This is a genomic window from Arthrobacter sp. LjRoot14 (genome assembly GCF_964253905.1).
GTDB lineage: Bacteria > Actinomycetota > Actinomycetes > Actinomycetales > Micrococcaceae > Arthrobacter.
Window position 1 is genome coordinate 3,896,738 of the sequence record NZ_CAXURL020000001.1, and the last position, 25,609, is coordinate 3,922,346.

Genomic DNA, 25,609 nt, shown 5'->3' on the forward strand with positions numbered 1-25,609 from the left:
AATGGGGGACAACACAACGCTGGCAGGCCGCGCCCGAAGCATCGGACGCGGCCTTGCCGTAACTGCAGCAGCCGGCGCCGCGGCCGGCATGGCAACGGCGGGGTACGGGCTCTGGGAGAAGAACCAGTTCGTCCTGCGCGAGGAAACCGTGCCCGTCCTTCCCGCCGGTTTCGGCCCGTTCCGGATCCTGCACCTCAGCGATATCCACTTCGTTCCGGGGCAGAACCGGAAGGCGCAGTGGCTCTCGTCCCTGGCGGAGCTGAAGCCGGACCTGGTGGTCAACACCGGGGACAACCTCAGCCACGTCAAGGCGATCGACCCGCTGCTGGCGGCACTGGAACCCCTCCTGCAATTTCCCGGCGTCTTTGTGCCCGGTTCCAACGACTACTTCGCACCCACCGTGAAGAATCCGGCGTCCTACTTGCTGGGGCCGTCAAAAGCCCAGAAAAAGCCCGTGGAACTCGACTGGCCGAGGCTGCGTTCCTACTTCGGAATGTCAGGCTGGGTGGACCTGACCAACCGGAACCAGTCCGTGGTGCTGAAGGGCCTGCGCTTTGACTTCTCCGGTGTGGACGATCCCCACCTCAAGTTGGAGCGCTATGCCGGCTGGCCCCGCGGGACGAAGGGCCAGGACAACACGCCGCACTTGCGCGTGGCGGTCATCCACGCGCCCTACCAGCGCGTGCTGGACCATTTCACCGAGGACGGTGCGGACCTGCTCCTCGCCGGGCACACCCACGGCGGCCAGATCTGCCTGCCCGGGTACGGCGCCCTGGTGTCCAACTGCGACCTCCCCACGTGGCGGGCCAAGGGACTCAACAACTGGGAAAGCAACGGACGCACGACGCCGGTCAACGTCTCCGGCGGGATCGGCACCTCGCGCTTCGCACCGGTACGGATCGCCTGCCGCCCCGAGGCCGTACTCCTCACGCTGACGGAGCGTTGAGGAGCCAGGTTTGCGCAGGCCCAACCGCCGGATGCATTACAAAACGCAATGACTGGGCAAGATCCCCGCGGCCCGCAGAATCCTGTGAACGACGTCACGCCATGGCATAGGGTAGTTGCTAAAGGAAACTACATTCGCAGTTGAGCTTTAAGAAGCAGGCATGGCCAAGCAGACTCCATTCTTCACGTCAATCAGCCGACTCTATCCCCATGTGAAGCCGATCATCCCCCGGCTTTTTATGGGACTCCTGTGTGCCCTCCTGGCCAGCATCGTGGCACTGACCATCCCCCAGGTGCTGCGGGTGCTCATCAATGACTCGCTCCGCCCGGGCGGCGCCACGGACGCTGTCTGGATCGCCTCCCTGATCATCCTGGGCCTTGGTGTCGCCGAAGCCGGGCTGGTTGCCCTCCGCCGCCAGTTTGTGATCAATCCGGCCACCACAGTGGAAACGCGGATGAGGGTATCGCTCTACGGGCACCTCCAGGACCTGACCGTGTCCTTCCACGACCGCTGGGGATCCGGGCAGCTGCTCTCCAGGGCCATGACGGACCTGAACTTCCTGCGCCGCTGGATGGCGTTCGGCGCCATCATGCTGGTGGTGACGACGCTGACGGTGGTGATCGGCGTCGTCGTGATGTTTGCCATGAGCTGGCAGCTTGCACTGATCTTCCTGGCCGCCGCCGTGCCCATCATGATCTACGGTTTCCGGTTCCGGACCCGCTTCAGCAAGGTGGCCCGCCGGAGCCAGGACCAGGCCGGCGACCTCGCCACCACGGTGGAGGAATCCGTGCACGGCATCCGCGTGCTCAAGGCCTTCGGCCGCAGCCGTGAAGCCCTGGAAAACTTCAATGAACAGGCCGAGGAACTCCGGCAGACCGAGATCGCCAAGGCCAAACACCAGGCCACTTTCAGCATGGTGGTCACTCTCCTGCCCGAACTCGCGCTCGGCGCCGGACTGGTGGTGGGCATCACACTGGCGGCGGACGGCCAGCTAAGCATCGGTTCGCTGGTGGCGTTTTTCGCCACCGCGGCCGTCGTCGCTGCGCCCGTGGAATTCAGCGGCATGCTGCTCGCCATGGCGTTGACGGCCAAAACAGCCATCGACCGGCATTTCGAGGTCATGGACGCCGCCAACACCATTACCAGCCCGGAGCAGCCCCGGCAGCCCACGCAGCTCAGGGGCGCCCTCAGCTTCAACGCCGCGACGTTCGCCTTCGAGGACGCCCCGGACAAACCGATCCTCAAGGACATCAGCCTTGACGTCCGCCCCGGGGAGACCATGGCCCTTGTGGGTATCACCGGCAGCGGCAAGAGCGCACTGCTCCAGCTGGTCCCCCGCCTCTACGACGTCACCGCGGGCTCCATCACCATCGACGGCGTGGACCTGCGTGAGTTCTCCGTGGAACAGCTGCGCACGGTGGTGGGCGTCGCCTTCGAAGACACCACCCTGTTCTCCAATTCCGTCCGCGACAACGTGCTGCTCGGTGCAAGCGAGCGGAGCCAGGAAGCGCTGGAGGAGGCCCTGGACGTTGCCCAGGCCCACTTCGCCTATTCCCTTCCGGACGGCCTGGACACGCTGATCGGCGAGGAGGGCCTCAGCCTGTCCGGCGGCCAGCGGCAGCGCATTGCCCTGGCCCGTGCCATCGCCGCGAAGCCCAAGGTGCTGGTGCTGGATGATCCGCTGTCCGCCCTGGACGTCAACACCGAAGAACTCGTGGAAGCCCGGCTGCGCGAAGTGCTTGCCGACACCACCACGCTGATCGTCGCCCACCGGCCGTCCACCGTGGCGCTGGCGGACCGGGTGGCGCTGCTTGAGGACGGCCGGATCGCCGCCGTGGGGACCCACGCCGAGCTGCTGGCGCACAACGAGCACTACCGCTACGTGATCGCCAGCCTGGAAACGGAACCCCGTGACCTGGATTCCGAACTGTCGGACCTTTCAGAATTGAGCGACGAGTCCGAGGAGATTTCCCGATGACCACCGCTACCTTCGGCACCGCCAACGAGGACAACGCCCACCTGAGCAAGAGCGAAAGTAAAACCGTACGACGGCGGTCGCTCGCGTTGCTGGGCTCCCTGATCCGTCCCGTCCGGCTGAGGTTCTGGCTCACCATCACCATGGTGGTCCTGTCGCAGGCTGCCCGGGTGGCCGGGCCGGCGCTGATCGCCTTCGGCATCGACCACGCCCTGCCCGCACTGCGGGCCGGGGACAACTTGCCGCTGGTCCTCACCGGCGTCGCCTACCTTGCCGCGGCGGTTGCCACTGCAGGCCTCACCGCCCTGTACGTGACCTCGACGGCGAAGCTGAGCCAGGCGATGCTGCTGGACCTTCGGGTCCGCGTCTTCCGGCACACACAGCGGCTGAGTCTGGAATTCCACGAGAAGTACACGTCCGGCCGGATCATCGCCCGGCAGACGTCGGACCTCGAAGCGCTGCGCGAACTCCTGGACTCGGGCGTCAGCTCGCTGGCCTCCGGGATGCTGTTCATGGTGTTCACGGCCATCACGGTGTTCGCCCTGGACTGGCGCAGCGGCCTCATTGTGCTGGCCGCAGGCGTGCCCATGTATTTCCTGGCACGCTGGTACCAGAAGCACTCCCAGATCGCCTTCCGCGAGTCCAGGGTGGTGTCCGCGCGCCTGATCGTGCACTTCGTGGAGACCATGACGGGCATCCGGGCAGTGAAGGCTTTCCGCAAGGAGCGCGAAAACGCCGACCGCTACGGCGAACTGTCCGAGGACTACCGCAAAGTGACTGTCCGGTCCATCAACCTCAACGGCATCTTCCAGCCGGGCCTGGTGCTGATCGGCAACGTCTGCGTCGCGGTGGTTCTGCTCTTTGGCGGTTTCCGTGTGCTGGGCGGTGACCTCGCTGTGGGTGTCCTGCTGGCCCTGATCCTGTCCACCAAGCGCTTTTTCCAGCCGGTGGACCAGATGGCCATGTTCTACAACTCGTTCCAGAGCGCCCAGGCAGCCCTTGAGAAGGTCTCCGGCCTGCTGGAGGAGGTTCCCACCGTGCGGCCTCCGAAGAACCCCGTAGCGCTCCGTGACGCCCGCGGCAGCATCGACTTCAACGGAGTGGAGTTCCGGTACGGCGACGGGCCGGTCATCATCCCCAGGCTGAACCTGCACATACCGGCCGGGCAGATCGTGGCCCTGGTGGGCCAGACCGGGGCCGGCAAGTCCACGCTGGCCAAACTGATTGCCCGCTTCTATGACGTGTCCGAAGGGTCGGTGACGCTGGACGGCGTGGACCTGAGGAGCCTCACCACCCCGGACCTGCGCCGGAACGTGGTGATGGTTACCCAGGAGGCTTTCCTGTTCAGCGGGTCCGTGGCGGACAACATCGCGCTGGGCCGTCCGGAAGCCTCCCGCGAGGAGATCGAGGAGGCCGCCCGTGCCGTTGGCGCCTACGAATTCATCATGGAACTGCCCGAAGGCTTCGACACTGACGTGAACAAGCGCGGCGGGCGTGTCTCGGCCGGCCAGCGCCAGCTCATCAGCTTTGCCCGGGCGTTCCTGGCCCGCCCGGCAGTGCTCATCCTGGACGAGGCTACCTCCTCGCTGGACATCCCCTCGGAGCGCCTGGTCCAGAGCGGACTCGCCGGCCTGCTGGAGGGCGTGGCAGGGCACGACGCGGGCCGCACGGCGCTGATCATCGCCCACCGGCTGTCCACGGTGGAAACCGCCGACCGCGTCCTGGTGGTCCACGACGGACGGGTGGTGGAGGACGGTACGCCGGAGGAACTGATTGGCGGCGGCGGGCGATTCGCTGAGCTGCACGGGGCGTGGAAAGACTCACTGGTGTAGCTCCCGCGGGGCGTCCGGGCGCCGATTTCACATGGGGGCCGGAATCGGATACTCTTGTGAAGTTGCTTTTGAAGCAACGGATCGGGATGTGGCGCAGCTTGGTAGCGCGCGTCGTTCGGGACGACGAGGTCGCAGGTTCAAATCCTGTCATCCCGACCAAAAGCAAAGAGGGTCTTCCATTCGGAAGGCCCTCTTTGCGTTGGTTTGCTTCGGCGGCTCCGGCGGTGCCGTCCGTGACCTCAGAGGCCCTCGAACGTGGACCGTTGGCTGGCCTGGCCGTCGCCCAATAGTGGAACCCGTGGCCGGTTGGAGCCGTCGTCCTCCCGGTAATCTCCCCGCGTTTCATACGTCTGGACCTGGGTCACGTACCGGTGCCGAAGCCGGAGTCCGTAGGCGAAGAGCACCAGCGCCTCCAGCAGCGACGCCATGCCCACAATCCCCCACACCAGGGTCCCGGCGTCGGCCGTCCCGCCGAACACTGCGATTATTGCCGACCCCGCCACGGCGGTCACGATCAACGAGGTCCCGGCGATGGTCCATGCCGTGTAGGCACGCTTCAAGTCATTCGGTTCCCTGCGGTTCATGACACTCCCCTTGCGACGTTTGGCCAAAAAAACAGCCCCGGGACATGGTTTGCGCATGTCCCGGAGCTGGTGATCCCTTGCGGGAGGTACCTCAGGTCTACATCGGGTCCGGCCAGTTGCCGATGGACGCCTGGTAAGACATCGGGTCCGGCCAGTTACCGATGGACTGCGCAAACTGCATGGGATCCGGCCAGTTACCGATAGCGGTGGTGCTTCCCAGCTGATCCGCCCAGTTGCCGATAGGACCTGCAGACAACACTGCGGGGGCTGCGGCTGAAAATGCCAGTGCGCCAGCCAAGGCGGCGGCGGCTGCGATCTTCTTCAACATTAGGTTTCCTCAATACGAGTCGGATTCGTTACAAAGTCAGCACTGCCCTTGTTGACATACATTGTAAAATGTTTTCCACAGAGACTGTCAAGCATTTGGTATAAAGACTGTCCGGAATAAGGAGGAAACCCGTGGGGAACGGATTCGGGGAGAAGCTCCGCGCCGAACGACTCGAACGTGGGTTGACGCAAGCAGAACTGGGAAAGGACCTCTATTCTCCCAGCTACATCTCCCTCTTGGAAACAGGCCGGCGTGAACCTACCGCCGATGTTATCGAAGAGTTAGCCCGCAGGCTCGAGCTGGCCCCCAAGGCGTTGGAAGCCTGGAGCCAGCCCATCTCGGTCAGCGACGCCGAGTATGTCCTGGCCGGCCTCTACGCCCGGCAGGCCTGGGACCTGCGGGATTACCCGCTCGCGGCGGCGCACGCCGCCACAGCCGCCCAGATAGCCCTTGAGGGCAAGAACACCAGCGCCTGGTGGAACATGACTTATATGCAGGCGGAATGCCTCATGAAGCAGGGCCAGCTGCAGGAATGCCAGAACATCATGCAGCACCTCCTGGAGCACCCCATGGCCACCGAGTCCGCCGGCCTGGGCGTACGTGCCCGCCAGATGCTCGCCGCGGTGTGCCACGGGCAGGGCCAACTGGCCACCGCCGTCGAGCATGCCCAGAAGGCCGTGGAACTCTGCTCGCAGCTGCCGAAGGGGTCAACGCTGATCATCGGTGCCCTGCGGGCCCTGATCGGCGCGCTGGCTGAAAGCGGACGGTTGGACGAAGCCTGGACCTACTGCCAGGCCATGAACGACCAGATGGACGACCAGTCCATCTCGCAGCTCGCCGGAGAGGTCGCCTGGGTGATTGGCAACGTGGCGTTCATGCGGCATGACTACCCCGAGGGCATCAAGTACCACGAACGCGCCGCCAAACTGCTCTCCCCGGCCAATGACATCGAGCTGTGGGCCCGCTTCAACAAGGCCTCCGCAGCAGTGCGGCTCTCCTCGGGGATCGTGGAACCGGAAACCCTCTCCGCCATCGAGCGCGCCGAACTTGCCCTGTCCATCGTGGGCGGGAACAAGACGGACCAGCTGGAAGTGGCCTTCATCCGCGCGCGCTGGCTCTACCTGACCGGCGACATCCCGGCCGCCGTGGAGAAGCTCCGCGAAATCCACGCCGAGCGGAAGGCCCTGGCCCGTCACACGGCAGGCGAAGTGTCACTCCTGTTGGGGAAGTCGCTCAAGGCCGCCGGGGAATCCGACGAAGCACTGGTGCTCCTCGAGGAAGCGCAGCAGGAATTCAGCGCCGCCGGAGCCTCCGACCGCGTCCAGCAGGCCATGGACGCCGTACTGGAGATCAAGCTCGCCCAGCGGCGCGCAGCAGCCGCCCAGGCAGCTGCTGAGGCCAGCTAGCGAACCCGCCCCTCAATAAACCTCCGCTTAGACGAACGCCCGTCCGGTGAGCTTTTCGTACGCCTCGACGTAGCGGCCGCGCGTGCGGCCCACCACGTCCTCCGGCAGTGCCGGCGGCGGTACGTCCGAAGACCGGTCCCAGCCGGATTCGGCTGATGTCAGCCAGTCGCGGACATACTGCTTGTCGTACGACGGCTGGGACTTGCCCGGCTCGTACGTGGCCGCGTCCCAGAAACGCGAAGAATCCGGGGTGAGGACCTCGTCACCCAGGGTGATGACGCCGGTGGACACGTCGAAGCCGAACTCCACCTTGGTGTCGGCCAGGATGATGCCGCGTCCGCGCGCGATTTCCTCGGCCTTGGTGTAGATCTTCAGCGTCAGCTCGCGCAGGCGGGCGGCCACGTCCTCGCCCACCAGGCCCACCACGGCGTCATAGGTGATGTTTTCGTCGTGCTCCCCCACCTCTGCCTTGGCGGACGGCGTGAAGATGGCTTCGTCGAGCCGGGAACCGTCAACGAGGCCCTCCGGCAGCGGGATGCTGCAGACGGTGCGGGACTTCTGGTATTCCAGGAGCCCGGAGCCGGTGAGGTAGCCGCGGGCAATGCATTCCACCGGGAACATATCCAGCTTCTTGCAGATCATGGCGCGGCCCTCGACCGCCGCCGGGACGCCGTCCTCGACGGTGGATGCCAGCACGTGGTGTGCGACGTCGAGCTGGTCGAACCACCACAGGCTCAGCTGGGTGAGGATGCGGCCCTTGTCCGGGATTTCGCTCGAAAGCACGTGGTCGTAGGCGCTGATGCGGTCACTGGCCACCACCAGGACGCAGTCCTGGCCGAACTGCCGGGCGTCGGAATCATCCGCGGGCACGTAGAGGTCCCGGACCTTGCCGGAATAAACATGGCGCCAGCCCGGAAGGTCCAGCGTGGCGGTGTCCAGTCCGGCCTTGGGAGCTGCTTCAAAGGGGGAATTATCGGTCATGCTATGCCTTCGCCTTCGTTACGGGCAGCGACCCTGTTGCTCCGGACGAGACCTTGATCTCGCCACGGGCCGCCTTGCGCCCGATGTCGGTGCGGAACTGCCCGCCTTCGAGCTGAACCAGCTCCACGCCGTCGTACGCACGTTCGCGGGCCTCCACAAGGTCCGTTCCCAGCGCCACCACGGCGAGCACGCGGCCCCCGGCGGAGACCACTTTGCCTTCCTCGTCCAGCTTGGTGCCGGCGTGGATCACGTGGACGCCTTCCAGCTCGTCTACCTTCTTGAGCCCGCGGATGCGGTCGCCCGTTCGCGGGGTGTCCGGGTAGTTTTCCGAGGCGACGACGACGGCGACGGCGGTGTCCTTGGACCAGCGCAGCTCTTCCGCCTTGTCCAGTTCGCCCTTGGCAGCTGCCAGCAGCAGCGCACCGAGCGGCGTCTTGAGCCGGGCCAGGACGGCCTGGGTTTCCGGATCGCCGAAGCGGACGTTGAATTCGATGACGCGGGTGCCGCGCGAGGTCAGGGCCAGGCCCACGAACAGCACACCAACGAACGGGGTGCCGCGGTGCGCCATCTCGTTGACCGTGGGCTGCGCCACGCGGTCGATGACTTCCTGGACCAGGCCTTCCGGAGCCCACTCCAGCGGGGTGTAGGCGCCCATGCCGCCGGTGTTGGGCCCCTCGTCGTTGTCGAAGATGCGCTTGAAGTCCTGCGCCGGGGAGAGTGCCACCGTGTTCCGGCCGTCGCAGAGGACGAACACGGAAACTTCGGGACCGTCCAGGAACTCTTCGATCACCACGGAGCCGCCCGCGTCGAAGCAGCTCTGGGCGTGGGCCAGGGCTTCGTCGCGGTTTTTGGTGACAACGACGCCCTTGCCGGCGGCCAGCCCGTCGTCCTTGACCACGTAGGGGGCGCCAAAGGTGTCCAGTGCGTCGGCGGCTTCCTCGGCGGTGCTCGCAACGCGCGCCATGGCGGTGGGGACGCCGGCCTCGGCCATGACCTGCTTGGCGAACGCCTTGGATGCCTCCAGCTGGGCGGCCGCCTTGCTGGGCCCGAAGACGGGGATGCCGGCTGCGCGGACGGCGTCGGAAACTCCGGCGGCCAGGGGCGCCTCGGGACCAACCACCACGAGGTCCACACCCAGCTTGGTGGCCAGGGCAGCAACGGCGTCCGGATCATTGCCGTCAATGGCGTAGGTGGGGACCAGCTTGCCGATGCCCGCGTTGCCCGGAGCCGCGTGGACTTCGGAAACGTTGGGGTCTGCAAGCAGGGAGCGGACAATGGCGTGTTCGCGGCCACCAGGGCCAATGACGAGTACCTTCACAGTCTCCAAGGGTACTTTGTGCACCCGGTCCGCTCCTAAGCCGTGACCTGCCCCCGTCAATCCTTAACGCCCGCAGCTACGAACCTCCGGCATGAAGAAGCTGACGAACTGGCTCAAGGGCCCCACTGCGCTGGCCGCGCTGGCAGGCGTGGCCGCGGCCGCCGTCGTACTTTCCGTTGCGGAGCTGATCGGCGCCTTCTTTACGGCGCGGGCAACGCCGCTCATTGCCCTCGGCTCAACCTTTATCGACTTCACGCCGCCGTGGCTGAAGGATTTCGCCATCGCCACGTTCGGCACGAATGACAAGGCGGCACTCTTCGCGGGCATGGGGCTGACCATTTTCCTGCTCGCCTGCGTCCTGGGCGTCGTGGCCTACCGGAAGTGGGCGCTGGGCGTTGCCGGCGTCCTCCTGATGGGCGCGGTGATCGTGGCCAGCGTTGTGACCCGGGCCAGCGTGGAACCGCTGGACGCCATCCCGTCGCTGATCGGCACCGCCGCCGGGCTGGTGGTGCTGCGGCTGCTGATCACGCGGCTGTGGCGGATGCGTACATGGCCCGGCGTCGCCGCGGATGTTGCCGCCAAGGACACCGAACGCCCGGCCACCACCCGCCGCGCCTTCTTCGCCGCCAGCGGGATCACTGCCGTGGCGGCTGCCGTCGCGGCCACCGGCGGCCGGCTGCTCAGCGCGGCACGGAGCAATATTGCCCAGGCCCGCGAATCCCTCCAGCTGCCGGCGCCGGCCAAGGCAGCCCCCGCTGTCCCGGCGGGTGTCCAGTCCGCCGCACCGGGGGTCACACCGTGGATTACCCCCAACAACGAGTTCTACCGGATCGACACCGCCCTGAGCGTCCCGGAGATCAATGCCGAGGAGTGGGAGCTTCGCGTCCACGGCCTCGTGGAGCAGGAAGTCACCCTGACGTTCCAGGACCTGCTCGACGCCGAGCTGATCGAGTCCCACGTGACCCTCACCTGCGTGTCGAATCCCGTGGGCGGCAACCTCGCCGGCAACGCCAAATGGCTGGGTCTGCCCATCCGCGAGGTCCTCAAGATGGCCCGCCCCAAGGATGGCGCGGACATGGTGCTGTCCACCTCCGAGGACGGCTTCAGCGCCTCAACTCCGCTCGAGGTGCTGCAGGATGACCGGGACGCCATGCTGGCGATCGGCATGAACGGCGAGCCCCTGCCGCTGGAACACGGCTACCCCGTCCGCATGGTGGTCCCGGGCCTGTACGGATTCGTCTCCGCCACCAAATGGGTGGTTGACCTCGAAGTGACCCGCTTCGCTGACAGCAAGGCCTACTGGACGGACCGCGGCTGGTCCGAGCGCGGCCCCATCAAGACCATGGCCCGGGTTGAGGTGCCCAAGTCCTTCGCGCAGGTCCCGGCCGGCAAGGTGGCCATCGGCGGCACCGCCTGGGCGCAGACACGCGGCATCACCAAGGTGGAGGTGCAGATCGACAACGGGCCCTGGACAGAGGCCGTGCTGTCCACCGAAGCATCCGTAGTGACGTGGCGCCAGTGGTCGTTCGAATGGGACGCCACCCCCGGGCCGCACTACATCAAGGCCCGCGCCACGGACGGTACCGGCGAGGTCCAGACGGACAAGCGCGCCGATCCCGTGCCCGACGGCGCCTCCGGCTGGCAGTCGGTCATGGTGACCGTGCAATAGCCCGGATTTCAGGCAACGGCACCATAGACTTTAGCCATGCCAGAAAATCCGCATGCCACATTCACAGTGGAGTCCGCCGTCGAACTGGCAGTCGTGGAACGAAGCGGTTTCGTCGAATCCCGGCACATCGGCTCAGCCGTGGTCCTTGCCGCCGACGGAACGGTGGTCACGCAGCTCGGCGACATCACCACCCCCATCTACGCCCGCTCGGCGCTGAAGCCGCTGCAGGCCCTGGCGGCCATGCAGTCCGGGGTTCCCCTGCGGGGCGCACAGGTCGCCCTGGCCTGCGCCAGCCACACCGGTTCCCTGGACCATATGGATGTGGTGGAGGGGATGCTGAAGGCCGCGGGAGTCAAGGAAGAGCAGCTGCAGTGTCCCGCCGCCTGGCCGCAGGACGAGAACGCCCGCCACTGGCTGATCCGGTCCGAACAGGGCAGGTCCAAGCTCGCGTTCAACTGCTCGGGAAAGCACGCCGCGTTCCTGTGGGCCTGCACGGAAAACGGCTGGGACACACACAGCTACCTTGAGCCCAACCATCCGCTGCAGCAGCGGGTCCGCTCCGCCATCGAGGAGTATTCCGGCGAGCGGATCGCACACCTGGGGATCGACGGCTGCGGTGCACCGGTGGCGGCCATCTCGCTGACCGGGCTGGCACGGGCCTACTCGCGGCTGGCCAAGGCCCCTGGGGACAAGAATTCCAATGCGCGCGCCGCCACCATCGCGACCTCCATGCTCGACTACCCATGGGCAGTCCAGGGCAAGGGCGAGCCCAACACGATCGTGATGGACGAACTGGAGATCATCGCCAAGATCGGTGCGGAAGGCGTGCTTGCCATGGCCACCACCACGGGGGTTTCCGTGGCCATCAAGGTGCTGGACGGAAACCTGCGGGCCACCACCCTGGTGGGCCTGACCCTGCTGGCCGCCTCCGGCGCGGTGGACATCCCGGGCGTCTCCAGCGTGCTGGAAAAAGTAGTGGAACCCGTGCTCGGCGGCGGACGGCCTGTGGGCAAGATCCGGCTCGGCCATGCCGTCTCGGCGCTCCTGGACTGACATGGCTGTTTCACGTCGACGCATTGATATCGAAGAAGGCCGCGCCGCCCTGGCCGCGTGGCTGGAAGCCGCCGGACGGGCGTCGGACGTTCCGGCGTCGGGCGTTCCGGCGTCGGGCGTACCGCGTGCCGTGACCGCGACGGCGGTGCGCTACACGCTGGAGGAGGTCACAGCGAGGGCGCCGGGCAACTCCGTGGAGGTGCGCGTTCCGCCGTTCGGCGTGACGCAGTGCGTGGAGGGCCCGCGGCACACGCGCGGCACTCCCCCGAACGTCATCGAATGCGACGCCGCCACCTGGCTGGCAATGGTCACCGGCCGGGTGGGCTGGGCCGACGCCGTGGCATCCGGGAAAGTGGCGGCATCCGGGCTGCGGGCGGATCTCTCGGAACTGCTCCCGCTGTAGCCCCACCTCCTCTTGGAGTTTTTGTCCACATCGAGGGACTTCAAGGACGTTTTGGACCCATTATCTGGACAAAAACCCGGCCAGCGGGCGGGGTGCTTCAGCCGGCGTTGGCCGGACACTCCGCGGCGGCAACACGCAGCCCCGCCCCGGTGTTCCGGGACGGGGCTGCGTATAGTGCGGTTCTGCGGGTTTCCGGTTGTACGGCCGGGCCCTATTCGTGGTTGATGGCGGCTGAGCTGCGCTCCGGCGGACCTGCGTGGGCGCCGGGCCGGCTCATCTGGAAGCCGGGGATGTCCTCGGGGTTGGGTCCGCCGCGGAACTTGGGCGACGGCGCCCCTCCGCCGCTGATCCGCTCGAGCTCCTGGTCCTCGAAGTCATCCTCGACGCCGAGCATGATGGCCGAGTCGTGGTTGGTGATTTCGCCGCGGAATGCACGGACCATGACGCTGCGGTCGAACTGACCCTCCCATTTGGAGACCACGAAGGTGGCTACGCAGTTCCCCAGCAGGTTGACCACAACCCGCATGGAGTCCATGAGGCGGTCGGCGCCGAGGAGCAGTGCCACGCCGGCAACCGGGAAGATGCCGAGCGCGGCCGCGGTGGCGGACAGCGCGAGGAACGAGGACCCGGGCACTCCGGCCATGCCCTTGGAGGTCAGGAGCAGGACACCGAGGGCGGCCAACTGCTGGCCAAGGTCCAGGTTGTGGCCGAAGGCCTGGGCCAGGAAGAGCAGCGAGATCGAAAGGTAGATCGCGGCGCCGTCGAGGTTGAACGAGTAGCCGGTGGGAACCACCAGGCCGGTAGTGGCCCGTGAGCAGCCGGCATTGGTCAGCTTGGTCATGATGCGCGGCATGACAGCCTCGGTGGAGGCAGTGCCGAGGGCCAGCAGGAACTCTTCGCGGGTGTACTTCAGGAAATGCCAGAGCGGAACCCGGGCAAAGCCCCAGGCCACAAGGAACAGCAGCGCGATGAAGACGATTGCTGCACCGTAGCAGGCGGCGATCAGCTTGGCGTAGGTGCCGAGGGTACCGAGGCCGTACTGGCCGATGATGAATGCCATCGCACCGAAGGCGCCGATCGGTGCCACCTTCATGATCCAGGACATGATCTTGAAGATGAGCTCAAGGACAGTCTCCATGAGGCTGATGACCGGCATGCAGCGCTCGCGTCCAATGACCACGATGGCCGCGCCGAAGAACACCGAGAAGAACAGGACCTGCAGGAGGCTGTTGCTCGCGAAGGCACCGATCACGCTGGTGGGAATGATGTCCAGGATGAAGTGGGCCGCGTCTTTCGGCGGCGTGGTGCCGGTTTTCGCGTTCAGCGCTTCCTGGGAGAGCGTGCTGGGATCGATGTTCAGCCCGGCTCCGGGCTGGACGATGTTGCCCACGACCAGGCCGAAGACCAGCGCGAAGAGGGTGGCCGCAGTGAAGTAGAGAAGGGCCTTGACTCCTACCCTTCCGACCGCCTTGACGTCGCCTACGGCCGAGATTCCGGTGACAATCACCAGGAAAATCAGCGGCGCGATGATCATCTTGATGAGCTGGATGAATCCATCACCGAGAGGCCTCAGCTGCGAGCCGAGGTCCGGCCAAAAATGTCCGATAAGAACACCTGCCACGACGGCGATCAGAATTTGGAAGAAGAGCGACCTATACAGGGGCTTCTTCTTCGACGGCGCCGAACTCGCCTTCAGCGCCGCAGAGTCTGGGATCTTCATTGATCTGTACCTATCAATCGGGAACAGCCCCGGAGATCGGGGTCTGTTTCCAAAGTAACCCCGCTCACATTATTCCGCAAGAGGAAATTCAGTTTCCACAGAGTGGAAATCATGAAGAAGTCGCGAAAGCCTGGCTGCGCCCCCGTCTTCGAGTTTTTGTCCACATCGAGGGACTCGAAAGCGTCTGAAGTCACGTCATCTGGACAAAAACTCCCTAGCGCCGCCAGCCCTGCTTCCGGAGTGTGTGCGTCACCCTCGACACCACCCACTCGGGACCCCGCTCCACGTCGATCCTGTTGATCCTGACCTGCCGCCAGCCCGCGTCCGCAACTCGCTGATCCCGGTATGCGTCCATGGCCTGCTGCTCCGGGTCCAGATGATGCAGGCCCTCGTACTCGACGCAGGTCCGGTACCGCGCGTTGCCCAGGTCCGTCCAGACCGGCCTTCCCAGGGCATCGTCCACGCGGCAGTTGGCGGTGAACTCCGGAAGGCCCGCGCCGTGGAGCATCAGGCGAAGTCTGCTTTCGGGCGGCGAATCGACGCCGACGCGCAGCAGGTCCAGGGCAAGCCGGGCCTTGCGGACACCATGGATGCCGTTGGCGTTGTCCACGAACTTCCGGAGCTCAGCCAGCGGCACCATGGCAACTTTTGGCGGACCGAACGACCTGGCGTGTTCGCTGACGATGGCGTCGCCCGCCACCACCAGGTCATCCATGGGCAGCAGTGAGCCAAGATCCACCCAGGTCCGGGCAACAGACGTCAGTCTCAGCCCATCGATTTCGACGACATCGCCGTCGCGGATCCTGAGCCGGTGTCCCGCCACTCCCTTGCGTCGGGGCAGCGTTGCGCCGCCCCCGCGGGAAAGGTGCAGGAAGCGCCCGGGCTCGCGGAAGTGCGGGCCGGTTTTCTTACCCCAGGGAACAGGTTCGACGACGGCGGTCACCGGGCCGCCGCCGTCGGGCCGGAATTCCGCCCACGGCGGCAGCGGAACGCCGTGGATCTCAGCAGCGCTGACAAGGCTGCAGAAGGTAACCGCGTCCAACCGGGTGTGGGATCGGACGAGCGCCGCGAGGTCAGTCCGGCCGGCCTTGGGCACGCGGATTCCGCGGCTTGGCCGGTGCAGGTCGGCGCCCAGCAGCCTGCTGGTTCCGACGCCGGCAGCGGTGGCCTCCGCAACAGCAAAGGGGCGCCGGCCGACTTCTTCTGGAAGGGGAGACAATCTGCTCATGGTCCATTGAGGCACCCCTCCGCATGCCCGCAGAGGTTATCCACAGGCCAACATCCCGGCTCGCGAGTTTTTGTCCATATCGGGGGACTTAGAGGCCTCCCAAGTCGCGATATGTGGACAAAAACTCGAAGAAGGAGGTTAGCCGCGGCCGATGAACGGCATTCCTGCTGCCGTGATCACCACCGAGCCGACGCTGGCCGTAGGCGGCATGCCTGCCATCAGAAGCACCGCGCGGGCGGCATCCTGCACCGGGAACGTGGGCTCCACCCGGCGGCTGCCGTCGGCCTGCAGGGCACCGGAGTCCACGCCGATGGTGCCCATGATGTCCGTGGCCGTGTTGCCGATGTCGATCTGGCCGCAGGTGATGCCGAATCCCCTGCCGTCCAGTTCGATGCTCTTGGTCAGGCCCGTCATGGCGTGCTTGGTCACTGTGTAAGCAACCGTCCGGGGGCGCGGGGAATGGGCTGAAATGGAACCGTTGTTGATGATCCGGCCGCCCTGCGGCTCCTGGGCTTTCATCGCCCGCACTGCAGCGGCGGCACACAGCATGGACCCGGTGAGGTTCACCGCCACCACCGCATCCCAGTCGGCCACGCTGATCTCGTCCACCGACGCGGCCGGGCCAAACACCCCCGCGTTGTTGAACAGGACATCCACCCGCCCCCACTTCTGGAGGGCCGCAGCGAAAAGGCGTTCGACGTCGTCGGGCACCGTGACATCGCAGGTCACCGCCAGCGCCTGGCGGTGACCCGCCGCAGACTCCAGCAGCGGAGCCTCACGGCGGCCGGCCAGCACCACGCGGTAGCCCTCGGCCAGCATGAGCCGCGCCGCCGCCCGGCCAATCCCGGACCCTGCACCGGTCACGACGGCGACCGGCCCCGGCCGGTGGGGTGGAACAGGCCGGTGGGTTGCAGTCATTCGTCGCTCCTTGCGTTGATGGCCGGGCTGTCGGGGCCGCGGTTACGGCGCAGCGGGCACGTCCGCTGCCGTTAGGGGCCAGCCTATGACGGTCTTGGGCCGCGGGCTGGCGTAGGTCCGGACTTTGGACGTGGACAGCCCCAGCCGCACCAGGGACTCCGCGATGGTCACGGCGGCCGCCACTCCGTCAACCACCGGGACGCCGGCACGCTTGCGGATCTCCTCGTCCAGGCCGGCCATCCCGCCGCAGCCCAGGACAATCACCTCGGCCTTGTCGTCACGCACGGCGGCCAGCGACTGTTCGATGATCGCTTCGACAGCTCTCTCCGGCTCCTCTTCCAGCTCCAGGACTGCCATTCCGCTGGCCCGCACCGAGGCACACCGCGCATCGAGGCCGGCCAGTTTCAGCCGGTCCTCGATGAGCGGAACCGCCCGGTCAAGGGTGGTGACCACCGAGTACTTGTGTCCAAGGAACATCGCCGTGGAGGCCGCTGCCTCGGTGATGTCCACAACGGGGACGTCGAGGAGCTCCTGCAGCCCCTCCCGCCCGTGCTCGCCGTACCCGGCCTGGATGACGGCGTCGAACGGCTCCGGGTAGTTGACCACGGCGTCCATGACGGCGATCGCGGCGAGATAGCTTTCGAAGTTCCCCTCGCAGGAGTCCGCGCCGAACCGCGGCGTGATCCCGATGATCTCGGTGCCGGGTGCCGCGACGGACCGGGCCTGGGCGGCGATGGAGTCGGTCATGGACTGTGTGGTGTTCACGTTGGCGACAAGTATGCGCATGGTGGTGTCTTCCGTTGTCTGTGGAGCCGGGCGGTGTTCGTCAGTGCGTGCTCGCGACGGCGATGGATTCGCCGTCGACGTCTTCGAGCCGCTGCGAGCGGTCGGCGATGAAGTAGTACACCACTGCGGCGATGCCGGCCGCGAAGAACCAGGCGAACGGGGCGGCCGCCTCGAGCGCCGGAACGAAGGCTATCAGGAGCGCGACGGCGGCTGCCGGGACCAGCGCGATGATGGCGCGGGGGTTGAAGCCCTTTTTGTAGAAGTAGGCTCCGGCGGGATCTTCCGTGTACAGCTCAAGCACATTGACCTTGCCGCGGCGTAGCAGCCAGTAGTCGGCCATGACGACGCCGAACAGCGGGCCGAGCAATGCCCCGAGGCCGCCCAGGAAGTACACGATCACGAGCGGATTGTTGTACAGGTTCCACGGCAGGATGATCAGTCCGATCGTGCCGCTGACCCAGGCCGCCTTGCGGAAGTTCAGGTGCCTCGGGAACAGGTTGGTCAGGGCGTAGACCGGGGCCACGAAGTTGGCCATCAGGTTCACGGCGATGGTCAGGATGAGCAGCGCGAGGCAGGCCAACACCAGGAACAGCGTGTTTGGAATGGTCTGGACGATATCCGACGGGCTTTGGATGACCGTGCCGTTGATCTTGAACTGGCCGCCGGCCATTACCACCACAATGGCGCCGAAGAGGAGCATGTTGATGGGGATGCCCCAGAAGTTGCCGCGCACCACCGCTTTCTTGGAGACGGCCGAGCGGGTGAAGTCGCAGAAGTTCAGGACGAAAGTTCCGTAGATGGATACCCACAGTGCACCGCCGGCGAAGATGGTGCGCCACATGTCCGCGCCCTCGAGGGCGTTATCGGACGACCACGCGATGGAGCCGCCGGCTTCGATGAAGATCCAGACGGCGATGGCCGCCATGGTCACGAGGATGACGGGCCCGGCAAAAGCCTCGTACTTGCGTATCATTTCCATGCCGAAGCTGACGATAATCAGCTGCACGATCCAGAGGAACACAAAGGCGGCCCAGCCCAGCGTGGACAGCCCGAGGATCGAGTTGGAGTCCAGTTCTTTCAGCACGGGAACCACGGCCACGAGCATGACCCGAAGCACTACCGACGCAAGGTAGGTCTGGATGCCGAACCAGGCCACGGCCACAGCACCGCGCAGGAGGCTGGCGATCTGTGCTCCCCTGATACCGAAGCTGATCCGGCTCATGACGGGGAAAGGCACACCGGTCTTGACACCCATGAAACCCGAGAAGCTCAGGAGACCGAACAGGAGGACGGCTCCGACGCCGAGGGCCAGCAGGATCTGCCAGCCGCCGAGGCCCAGCGCGAAGAGCCCGATGGCAAAGGCATAGTTTCCAAGGCTGTGGACGTCGTTGGCCCACAGGGTGAAGATGCTGTAGCTGGTCCAGCGGCGGCCTTCGCGCTTCGTCGGCGCAAGGTCGATGTTGTACAGGCTGGGGCTGATGATGCGCCCGGACGCGGCGCTCGCTGTTTCGCACAGGGCTTCGACGCCCGTTGCGGGATGGACCGGCTGGCCCGACAACTCTGTCGGGCCGGAGTCCGTTTTGACGCCGACTGATGGGGTCGTCTGCATCTGGTTCTCCAGTTCTAGGGATGGTGATGGGGGAAGCCACTGCTTCCGAGAGAGTAATTCCACAGGATGGAAATTTGGTTTTGAGGAGTGGAATAACTTTATGACTTGGGTCACCTTATGGTCAAGGGCCCGGCGGCGCATCAGCCGGTCACAATCCGTCCGCAGGAGCTTTCCCTCCGCTCCGGAGGCGGCACGGCGGGACCGCCTTGACCGTTCGGCCGCTTCTGCATAATCTCGAATGGCAAGAATGTTTTCTCACAATACGAAAACTTAGAGCCCAGACATTCAAAGATGAAAAGAGGCTGCCGTGGCTGCAGGAGAAGATACCTCCCATATCCTCAGCGGGTTGACTAACCAGCTGCCTGATCGTGATCCGGAAGAGACCGCCGAATGGATTGAGTCCCTGGATACGCTGATCAGGGAACAGGGCACTGAGCGTGCCCAGTACATCATGCGCAGTCTCCTGCAGCGTGCCGGCGCCCAGAGCGTCGGGGTTCCGATGGTCACCACCACGGACTATGTGAACACCATCCCCGCGGACCAGGAAGCACCGTTCCCCGGCAACGAGGAATACGAGCGCCGCTACCGGGCGTACATGCGCTGGAACGCCGCGGTCATGGTGCACCGGTCCCAGCGCCCGAACATCGGCGTCGGCGGGCACATCTCCACCTACGCCGGTGCCGCGACCCTGTACGAGGTCGGGTTCAACCACTTCTTCCGCGGCAAGGACCACCCCGGCGGCGGGGACCAGGTCTTCTTCCAGGGCCACGCCTCCCCCGGCATGTACGCCCGTGCCTTCATGGAAGGCCGGCTGACCGAGGAAGACCTGGACGGGTTCCGGCAGGAAAAGTCCAAGGCCGGGCACGCCCTGTCCTCCTACCCGCACCCGCGGCTGATGCCCGGGTTCTGGGAATTCCCCACCGTGTCCATGGGCATCGGGCCGATGAACGCGATCTACCAGGCCCAGTCCAACCGGTACCTGCACAACCGCGGCCTGAAAGACACCTCGGACCAGCAGGTCTGGGCGTTCCTGGGCGACGGGGAAATGGACGAGCCCGAGTCCCGCGGCCTGCTCCAGCTCGCCGCGAACGAGAACCTGGACAACCTGAACTTCGTGATCAACTGCAACCTCCAGCGCCTGGACGGGCCGGTGCGCGGCAACGGGAAGATCATGCAGGAACTCGAAGCGTTCTTCCGCGGCGCGGGCTGGAACGTCATCAAGGTCGTCTGGGGCCGGGAATGGGATGAGCTGCTCGCCAAGGACTCCGACGGGTCGCTGGTGAAGATCATGAACGAAACCCCGGACGGGGACTACCAGACCTACAAGGCCGAATCCGGCGGGTTCGTCCGCGAACACTTCTTCGGCAAGGACCCCCGCACCAAGGACCTCGTCGCGGACCTCACCGATGACCAGATCTGGAAGCTCAAGCGCGGCGGCCACGACTACCGCAAGGTCTACGCCGCGTACAAGGCAGCCACCGAATTCAAGGGCAAACCCACCGTCATCCTGGCCAAAACGGTCAAGGGCTACGGCCTCGGCCCGAGGTTTGAGGGCCGGAATGCCACCCACCAGATGAAAAAACTCTCGGTGGAGGATTTGAAGGAATTCAGGGACTACCTGAGGATTCCCATTTCCGACGCCCGCCTGGAGGAGGACCCGTACAGCCCGCCGTACTTCCATCCCGGTGCGGACGCTCCGGAGATCGCCTACCTCCTTGAGCGCCGCGCGGCCCTCGGCGGCTACACGCCCGAGCGCCGGGCCAACCACGCGGCCATTGAGCTGCCCGAAGCCAAGACGTTCGACGTCGCCAAGCGCGGCACGGGCAAGCAGCAGGCTGCCACCACCATGGCGTTCGTCCGCCTGCTCAAGGACCTTCTCCGGGACAAGAAGTTCGGGCACCGGATCGTTCCCATCGTGCCGGACGAATCGCGCACGTTCGGCATGGACGCGTTTTTCCCCACGGCGAAGATCTACAATCCGGGCGGCCAGAACTACCTCTCCGTGGACCGGGACCTGGTCCTGGCCTACAAGGAATCCGCCCAGGGCCAGCTGATCCACCCCGGCATCAACGAAGCCGGCGCCGTCGCAGCCTTCACCGCCGCCGGCACCGCCTACGCCACCCACGGCGTACCGCTGATCCCGGTCTACGTGTTCTACTCCATGTTCGGCTTCCAGCGCACCGGCGACGCCTTCTGGGCCGCCGCGGACCAAATGACCCGCGGCTTCATCATCGGCGCCACCGCAGGACGGACCACCCTCACCGGCGAAGGACTCCAGCACGCCGACGGCCACTCCCCCATCCTCGCCGCCACCAACCCGGCAGTCGTCACCTACGACCCCGCCTACGGCTACGAAATGGGCCACATCATCCGCGACGGCATCGAGCGCATGTACGGACCGGGGGCCGCAAGCGGCGAAGGAACCGGAGCTGCATCCGATAAAAACCTGATGTACTACCTCACCGTCTACAACGAACCCATCACCCAGCCCAACGAGCCTGAGAACCTCGACGTCAACGGTGTGCTGAAGGGCATTTACCGGGTATCGGCGTCGGGTGTGGAAGGTCCCAAGAGCCAGATCCTGGCGTCGGGCGTTTCGGTGCCTTGGGCGCTGGAAGCCCAGCGGATCCTGGCTGAGGACTGGGGCGTCTCCGCAGACGTCTGGTCCGTCACGTCCTGGAACGAACTCCGCCGCGACGGCCTCGCCGCCGAGGAGGAAGCATTCCTGAACCCCGGCGAGCCGGCCCGGATCCCGTTTGTGGCACAGCAGATGGCCGAGGCGCACGGGCCCATCGTGGCGGTCTCGGACTACATGAAGGCCGTCCCGGACCAGATCCGCCAGTTCCTCCCGAACGAGTTCGCCTCGCTCGGCGCGGACGGCTTCGGCTTCTCCGACACCCGCGCCGCCGCCCGCCGCTTCTTCAAGAACGACACCCACTCCATCGTGGTGAAGACGCTGCAAATGCTCGCGGCGAGGGGAGACGTGGAGGAGGGGGCGCCGTCGTACGCCATGGACCGCTACAAGCTCCTGGACGTGAACGCCGGAACAACCGGAGGAGCAGGCGGCGACGCCTGACGCAGGCAACCCAGCTGTCCTCCTTTGGAGTTTTTGTCCAGATAATGCGCTTTGGAAGCACTTTTGAGGCCATTATCTGGACAAAAACTCGTATGTGATGTGGGGGGACTCGCTTGTATATGGTGTGGGAATGACCCATCCGAACAAGCAGGGGACGACGGCGGTGCTGCTCGCTGCCGGGTCCGGGTCCCGTTTGGGACTGGGGCCCAAGGCCCTGCTGCCGTTCCGCGGCCGCACACTGGTGGAAGTGCTCGCCGGGGTGCTGCTCGACGGCGGATGCCGCGACGTCGTGATCATCCTCGGCGCCGACGCCGCGAAGGTCCGCGAAACCACCGACCTGGCCAAGTACACCGTTGCCCACAACCCTGACTGGCAGTCCGGGATGGGCGGGTCGTTCCGGCTGGGGGTTGCCGCGGCGGCAGCAGACGACCATGTGCTGATCGCGCTGGTGGACCAGCCCGGCCTCACTCCCGAAACCGTGTCCCGGCTCCTGGCAGCCCACACGCCCGGCCGGGTGACTGCCGCCGCCTACCGCGGCGCGGACGGCGTCCTCCGGCGCGGCCATCCGCTGCTTTTGGACGCCGGCCTGCGAGCCGACGCGGCTGAATCAGCAACAGGCGACGCCGGAGCCCGGCATTTCCTGCAGGCCCACCCGGAGCTCATCGATCTGGTGGACTGCAGCGACCAGTCCGGCGGCGGGGACCTCGACACCCCGGACCAGCTGGGGCTGCTCGGCTAGCGGCTCAGGGCCGGATTCCCGCTGCCAGCAACTCCTCCAGTCCCCTTTTGAACCCGGACCGGCCGCCATGGGCGGGATGCCTGATCTTCGGCACGTCCAGGCCGCTCCGGTGCAGGCTGCGGTGCGCCACGTTGCCTACGGCCACCACGGTTTCGATCTGAAAGAGCTCAGTCAGTGCCTGCCAGAAGGGAGTTCCGAGTGCTGCCTCGGCCGGCTTCGGAGTGCGGTTGGACAGCGGCCGCCCCGGCACGCGCGTATGCCATGGGCACGCGCTCCACAGCAGGGGCAGGAATTCCAGCTCGGCCAGGACCTGCCACATGACTGTTGCGGTGGGCTCGGCTGCAACGCCGGCGGCCTCAGCCGGCAGCACATATCCCTTGCCCGGCCCGAACAGCCCAAAGCTGTTGGCCGGCCCCTCAAACATGGTGCGGTTGGTGAACGGAACACCGGTGACCCTCATGCCCCGGAAGCCGGGGGCCTCCCCCACCAGCAGCACCTTCGGGGAACGGTCCAGCATTTCCTGCAGGTAGATCCCCAGGTTCCGCCGGCGCTGCGCATTCTCCGGGACGGCATGGTCGAAGAAGTTGTTGCACCCCGGCCCTGTTGCCACGGCCCCGAGCCGCTCGATGAAGGCATCGAGTGCGGATGAAGTCATTCCATGCCCGTTTCCCTTGGCAGCTGGTCGGACAACCAGAATATCCGGGCTGCCGCCTTAGCATGGGGGCATGACGGACATGACCATCTTTACGGTGGGGCACTCCACTCATCCCATCGACGAATTCATCGGCATGCTCAAGGCCCACGGCGTCAAGAAGCTGATCGATGTGCGCACCGTCCCGAAGTCGCGGCACAATCCGCAGTTCAACGGGGACGCCCTGGCGGCGAGCGCGCGCGCCAGCGGGATCACCTACCGGCGGATGGCATCCCTCGGAGGCCTGCGGCATGCCCGGAAAGACAGCCCCAACGACGCTTGGCGGAACGCGTCTTTCCGGGGGTACGCGGACTACATGCAGACCGAAGAGTTCTCATCAGCGATCGATCAGCTGATGGAACGCGGCCGGACCGGCAATGCGGTGATCATGTGCGCGGAGGCAGTCCCGTGGCGTTGCCACCGTTCATTGATCGGTGACGCGCTCCTGGCCCGGAACGTCAAGGTGCTGGACATCATGACGGAAAAGTCCGCCAAACCCCACACCCTGACCTCCTTTGCCCGCGTCGAGGAAGAGCGGGTGTGGTACCCGGCGGACTAACGAGCTGCCCGGTCCAGGACGGCGGCCACGCGTTCGGCAGCTGCCGGGTCGGCCCGTGCCAAGCGCGCCTTCTTGAGGTTTTCCCGCACGATCCAGCGAACATCCTTGTCGTCACTGGCCGCCCACCGTTCCAGCCTCTCGAAGCCCTCCGCCGGTGACGCCGCAATGGCAACACTCCAGCAGTAGCCCAGCCCCTGCCGCAGCACACGGAACTCTTCCGCACGCCGGGACTCAGGCCCCAGGCCCTGGATTGACGCCGTGATCCGGTCCAGGGTCTCCACCGCCCGGCGGGCATCGTCCGGGTGGCCCAGCAGGCGGGGTTCGCAGATCCCGGCCGCCACGGCGCGCTGCACCAGGAGCGGGCCATCCGACCAGTCCCCGGTCACGGCCCACAATGCCGGCATGTCCGCATCGCCGAGCCGCTGCAGTGCCATCGCCACACCCTCGCGCACCCGCCAGCGGGAATCGGCTGCCAGTGACCTCAACGCTTCCGCGGCCTCCACCTCGCCCTCGCCCTCGGCCTCGGCAAGTAAACGGCCAAAGCCGACGGCGCCGCAGGTAGCCAGGTATTCGTCCTGGCTCTCCGCGCACCTTCGGATCAGGACGGGGTCGGCCACATCGGCGAAAGCCTCCGCAAGTTCTATGTTCCCGCGGGGGCCGGGAAGGCCGGATTCCTGGTTCAGGTAGGCCACCCACTGGTCAGCGGGGAGCGACTCCAGCACCGCCCGGTAATCCGAACGTTTGGTCATCGGCCAATTCCTCGCTCCCGAAGTGCGCCCGGCCGTGAAGAAATCCTGCGCGCTACCAGCGCGGGTGGATCGATTCGCGGAAGTAGCGGTCGTAGATTTCGTGGACACCGACGTCGAACGTTGCGTCAATGCCGCTGACATGCGCAGCGGCAGCGTTGGAACGGGCCTGGTCCACGTTGCGCGCGCCCGGGATCACCGTGCTGACGCCGTCCTGCGCCGCGATCCAGGCGATGGCCGCCTGTGCTGTGCTGACGCCGTCGGGCACCAGTTCCTCGAACTCGGCCACCGCTTTGAGGCCCTGCCCGAAGTCCACACCGGAGAAGGTCTCCCCGACGTCGAACGCCGAGCCGGTGCGGTTGTAATTGCGGTGGTCGTTCTCCGCGAAGGACGTATCCTCGGTGTATTTTCCGGAGAGCAGCCCGGAGGCGAGCGGTACGCGGGCGATGATGCCCACCCCGGCAGCCTCCGCCGCGGGCAGCACGTCGTCCAGCGGCTTGAGCCGGAAGGCGTTGAGGATGATCTGCACGGTGGCTGTGCCCTCGTGGCGCATTGCTTCAAGGGCTTCGTCGGTCCGCTCCACGCTGACGCCGTAGTTCCGGATGGCACCCTCCGCCACGAGGGTGTCCAGCGCGTCGTAGACTTCCGCGTTGCTGTACACGGCGGTGGGCGGGCAGTGGAGCTGGACCAGATCCAGTTGTTCCACGCCCAGATTTCGCCGGGAGCGGTCCGCCCACTCGCGGAAGTTGGCGAGGTTGTAGTTCTCCGGCCGCTGCTCCATCCGGCGGCCCATCTTGGTGGCCACCGTGATCTCCAGGTCGGGGTTGGCCGCCAGGAACGCGCCGATGGCCTGCTCGCTGCGGCCGTCACCATAGACGTCTGCGGTGTCGAAGAACGTGACGCCCTCTTCCACGGAAGCGGCCAGGATGGCCTGCGCCTGCGCGGGGTCCACGCTGCCCCAGTCCGCGCCAAGCTGCCAGGTCCCCAGTCCAACAATGGAGACATTCCGTCCTGTCTTGCCCAACATTCGCTTTTCCATCAT

The 25,609-nt window shown here is 66.0% G+C and carries 22 protein-coding genes and 1 tRNA gene; 11 read left to right on the plus strand and 12 right to left on the minus strand.

Going from position 1 to position 25,609, the window contains the following annotated elements; genetic code table 11:
• The first annotated feature begins 1 nt into the window (after position 1).
• The 4 genes from ACSQ12_RS17655 to ACSQ12_RS17670 all read left to right on the plus strand — a co-directional run bounded on the left by ACSQ12_RS17655 (position 2) and on the right by ACSQ12_RS17670 (position 4,912).
• A complete protein-coding gene (locus tag ACSQ12_RS17655) occupies positions 2-946 on the plus strand; it encodes a metallophosphoesterase (RefSeq protein ID WP_436066277.1) in 945 nt (314 codons plus the stop codon).
• A 160-nt stretch (positions 947-1,106) separates the two neighbouring features.
• Entirely contained in the window at positions 1,107-2,924 is a 1,818-nt protein-coding gene (locus ACSQ12_RS17660) for an ABC transporter ATP-binding protein (protein WP_436066278.1), read from the plus strand.
• Complete coding sequence (locus ACSQ12_RS17665) at positions 2,921-4,753, plus strand: ABC transporter ATP-binding protein (protein WP_436066279.1); 1,833 nt, start codon at positions 2,921-2,923, stop codon at positions 4,751-4,753. The genes ACSQ12_RS17660 and ACSQ12_RS17665 overlap by 4 nt, the downstream gene beginning before the upstream one ends.
• An 82-nt stretch (positions 4,754-4,835) precedes the next feature.
• Positions 4,836-4,912, plus strand: a tRNA-Pro gene (locus tag ACSQ12_RS17670).
• Between the two features lie 80 nt (positions 4,913-4,992).
• Here the strand turns inward: ACSQ12_RS17670 and ACSQ12_RS17675 are convergent.
• Together ACSQ12_RS17675 and ACSQ12_RS17680 are read right to left on the minus strand one after the other, a co-directional pair.
• Positions 4,993-5,337 (minus strand): hypothetical protein, encoded by a 345-nt coding sequence (locus tag ACSQ12_RS17675; protein WP_436066280.1) that lies wholly within the window; start codon positions 5,335-5,337, stop codon positions 4,993-4,995.
• A gap of 97 nt (positions 5,338-5,434) precedes the next feature.
• On the minus strand, positions 5,435-5,665 hold the full coding sequence (locus tag ACSQ12_RS17680; RefSeq protein ID WP_209742500.1) for a hypothetical protein: 231 nt from the start codon (positions 5,663-5,665) through the stop codon (positions 5,435-5,437).
• A gap of 131 nt (positions 5,666-5,796) precedes the next feature.
• Here ACSQ12_RS17680 and ACSQ12_RS17685 point away from each other — a divergent pair, with 131 nt between their 5' ends.
• Complete coding sequence (locus tag ACSQ12_RS17685) at positions 5,797-7,071, plus strand: helix-turn-helix domain-containing protein (RefSeq protein WP_011693229.1); 1,275 nt, start codon at positions 5,797-5,799, stop codon at positions 7,069-7,071.
• A 27-nt stretch (positions 7,072-7,098) separates the two neighbouring features.
• Here the strand turns inward: ACSQ12_RS17685 and ACSQ12_RS17690 are convergent, their stop codons facing one another.
• Both ACSQ12_RS17690 and purD read right to left on the minus strand, forming a co-directional pair.
• Positions 7,099-8,052 (minus strand): phosphoribosylaminoimidazolesuccinocarboxamide synthase, encoded by a 954-nt coding sequence (locus ACSQ12_RS17690; RefSeq protein ID WP_436066281.1) that lies wholly within the window; start codon positions 8,050-8,052, stop codon positions 7,099-7,101.
• 1 nt (position 8,053) lies between these two features.
• Positions 8,054-9,370, minus strand: coding sequence for a phosphoribosylamine--glycine ligase (gene purD, locus ACSQ12_RS17695; protein ID WP_436067024.1), 1,317 nt, complete (start codon positions 9,368-9,370; stop codon positions 8,054-8,056).
• 91 nt (positions 9,371-9,461) lie between these two features.
• On the opposite strand from purD, the gene ACSQ12_RS17700 reads away from it, so the two are divergent.
• The 3 genes from ACSQ12_RS17700 to ACSQ12_RS17710 are packed head-to-tail and all read left to right on the plus strand — an operon-like array spanning position 9,462 to position 12,495.
• Positions 9,462-11,039 carry a molybdopterin-dependent oxidoreductase gene (locus tag ACSQ12_RS17700; protein WP_436066282.1) on the plus strand — a complete coding sequence of 526 codons (1,578 nt, stop codon included), beginning with the start codon at positions 9,462-9,464 and terminating at the stop codon, positions 11,037-11,039.
• A 36-nt stretch (positions 11,040-11,075) separates the two neighbouring features.
• Positions 11,076-12,092, plus strand: coding sequence for an asparaginase (locus ACSQ12_RS17705; RefSeq protein WP_011693233.1), 1,017 nt, complete (start codon positions 11,076-11,078; stop codon positions 12,090-12,092).
• A gap of 1 nt (position 12,093) precedes the next feature.
• On the plus strand, positions 12,094-12,495 hold the full coding sequence (locus tag ACSQ12_RS17710) for a sterol carrier family protein (RefSeq protein WP_436066283.1): 402 nt from the start codon (positions 12,094-12,096) through the stop codon (positions 12,493-12,495).
• Positions 12,496-12,706: 211 nt separating this feature from the next.
• Here ACSQ12_RS17710 and ACSQ12_RS17715 read toward each other — a convergent pair whose 3' ends face one another.
• The 5 genes from ACSQ12_RS17715 to ACSQ12_RS17735 all read right to left on the minus strand — a co-directional run bounded on the left by ACSQ12_RS17715 (position 12,707) and on the right by ACSQ12_RS17735 (position 18,756).
• Positions 12,707-14,215, minus strand: a complete 1,509-nt coding sequence (locus ACSQ12_RS17715) for a cation:dicarboxylate symporter family transporter (protein ID WP_436066284.1) — start codon at positions 14,213-14,215, stop codon at positions 12,707-12,709.
• A 214-nt stretch (positions 14,216-14,429) separates the two neighbouring features.
• Positions 14,430-15,443, minus strand: a complete 1,014-nt coding sequence (locus ACSQ12_RS17720) for an endonuclease domain-containing protein (protein ID WP_436066285.1) — start codon at positions 15,441-15,443, stop codon at positions 14,430-14,432.
• Positions 15,444-15,581: 138 nt separating this feature from the next.
• Complete coding sequence (locus tag ACSQ12_RS17725) at positions 15,582-16,361, minus strand: SDR family oxidoreductase (protein WP_436066286.1); 780 nt, start codon at positions 16,359-16,361, stop codon at positions 15,582-15,584.
• Positions 16,362-16,403: 42 nt separating this feature from the next.
• Positions 16,404-17,147, minus strand: coding sequence for an aspartate/glutamate racemase family protein (locus ACSQ12_RS17730; protein ID WP_209742494.1), 744 nt, complete (start codon positions 17,145-17,147; stop codon positions 16,404-16,406).
• Positions 17,148-17,187: 40 nt separating this feature from the next.
• A complete protein-coding gene (locus ACSQ12_RS17735; RefSeq protein WP_436066287.1) occupies positions 17,188-18,756 on the minus strand; it encodes an NCS1 family nucleobase:cation symporter-1 in 1,569 nt (522 codons plus the stop codon).
• A gap of 307 nt (positions 18,757-19,063) precedes the next feature.
• Between ACSQ12_RS17735 and aceE the strand changes: the two genes are divergently transcribed.
• The gene (aceE, locus tag ACSQ12_RS17740; protein ID WP_436066288.1) at positions 19,064-21,832 is read left to right on the plus strand and encodes a pyruvate dehydrogenase (acetyl-transferring), homodimeric type; all 2,769 of its coding nucleotides are present in this window, start codon (positions 19,064-19,066) and stop codon (positions 21,830-21,832) included.
• Between the two features lie 130 nt (positions 21,833-21,962).
• A complete protein-coding gene (gene nboR / locus ACSQ12_RS17745; protein ID WP_436066289.1) occupies positions 21,963-22,571 on the plus strand; it encodes a nicotine blue oxidoreductase in 609 nt (202 codons plus the stop codon).
• 4 nt (positions 22,572-22,575) lie between these two features.
• On the opposite strand, the gene ACSQ12_RS17750 is transcribed toward nboR, so the two are convergent.
• The gene (locus ACSQ12_RS17750) at positions 22,576-23,226 is read right to left on the minus strand and encodes a uracil-DNA glycosylase (protein ID WP_436066290.1); all 651 of its coding nucleotides are present in this window, start codon (positions 23,224-23,226) and stop codon (positions 22,576-22,578) included.
• 70 nt (positions 23,227-23,296) lie between these two features.
• Between ACSQ12_RS17750 and ACSQ12_RS17755 the strand changes: the two genes are divergently transcribed.
• Positions 23,297-23,821: a DUF488 domain-containing protein gene (locus ACSQ12_RS17755; protein ID WP_436066291.1), complete on the plus strand. Its 525-nt coding sequence runs from the start codon at positions 23,297-23,299 to the stop codon at positions 23,819-23,821.
• Here ACSQ12_RS17755 and ACSQ12_RS17760 read toward each other — a convergent pair.
• Entirely contained in the window at positions 23,818-24,570 is a 753-nt protein-coding gene (locus ACSQ12_RS17760) for a HEAT repeat domain-containing protein (protein WP_436066292.1), read from the minus strand. The two genes, ACSQ12_RS17755 and ACSQ12_RS17760, sit on opposite strands and share 4 nt — an antisense overlap.
• Before the next feature lie 52 nt (positions 24,571-24,622).
• A complete protein-coding gene (locus ACSQ12_RS17765) occupies positions 24,623-25,606 on the minus strand; it encodes an aldo/keto reductase (protein WP_436066293.1) in 984 nt (327 codons plus the stop codon).
• Between the last annotated feature and the right edge of the window lie 3 nt (positions 25,607-25,609).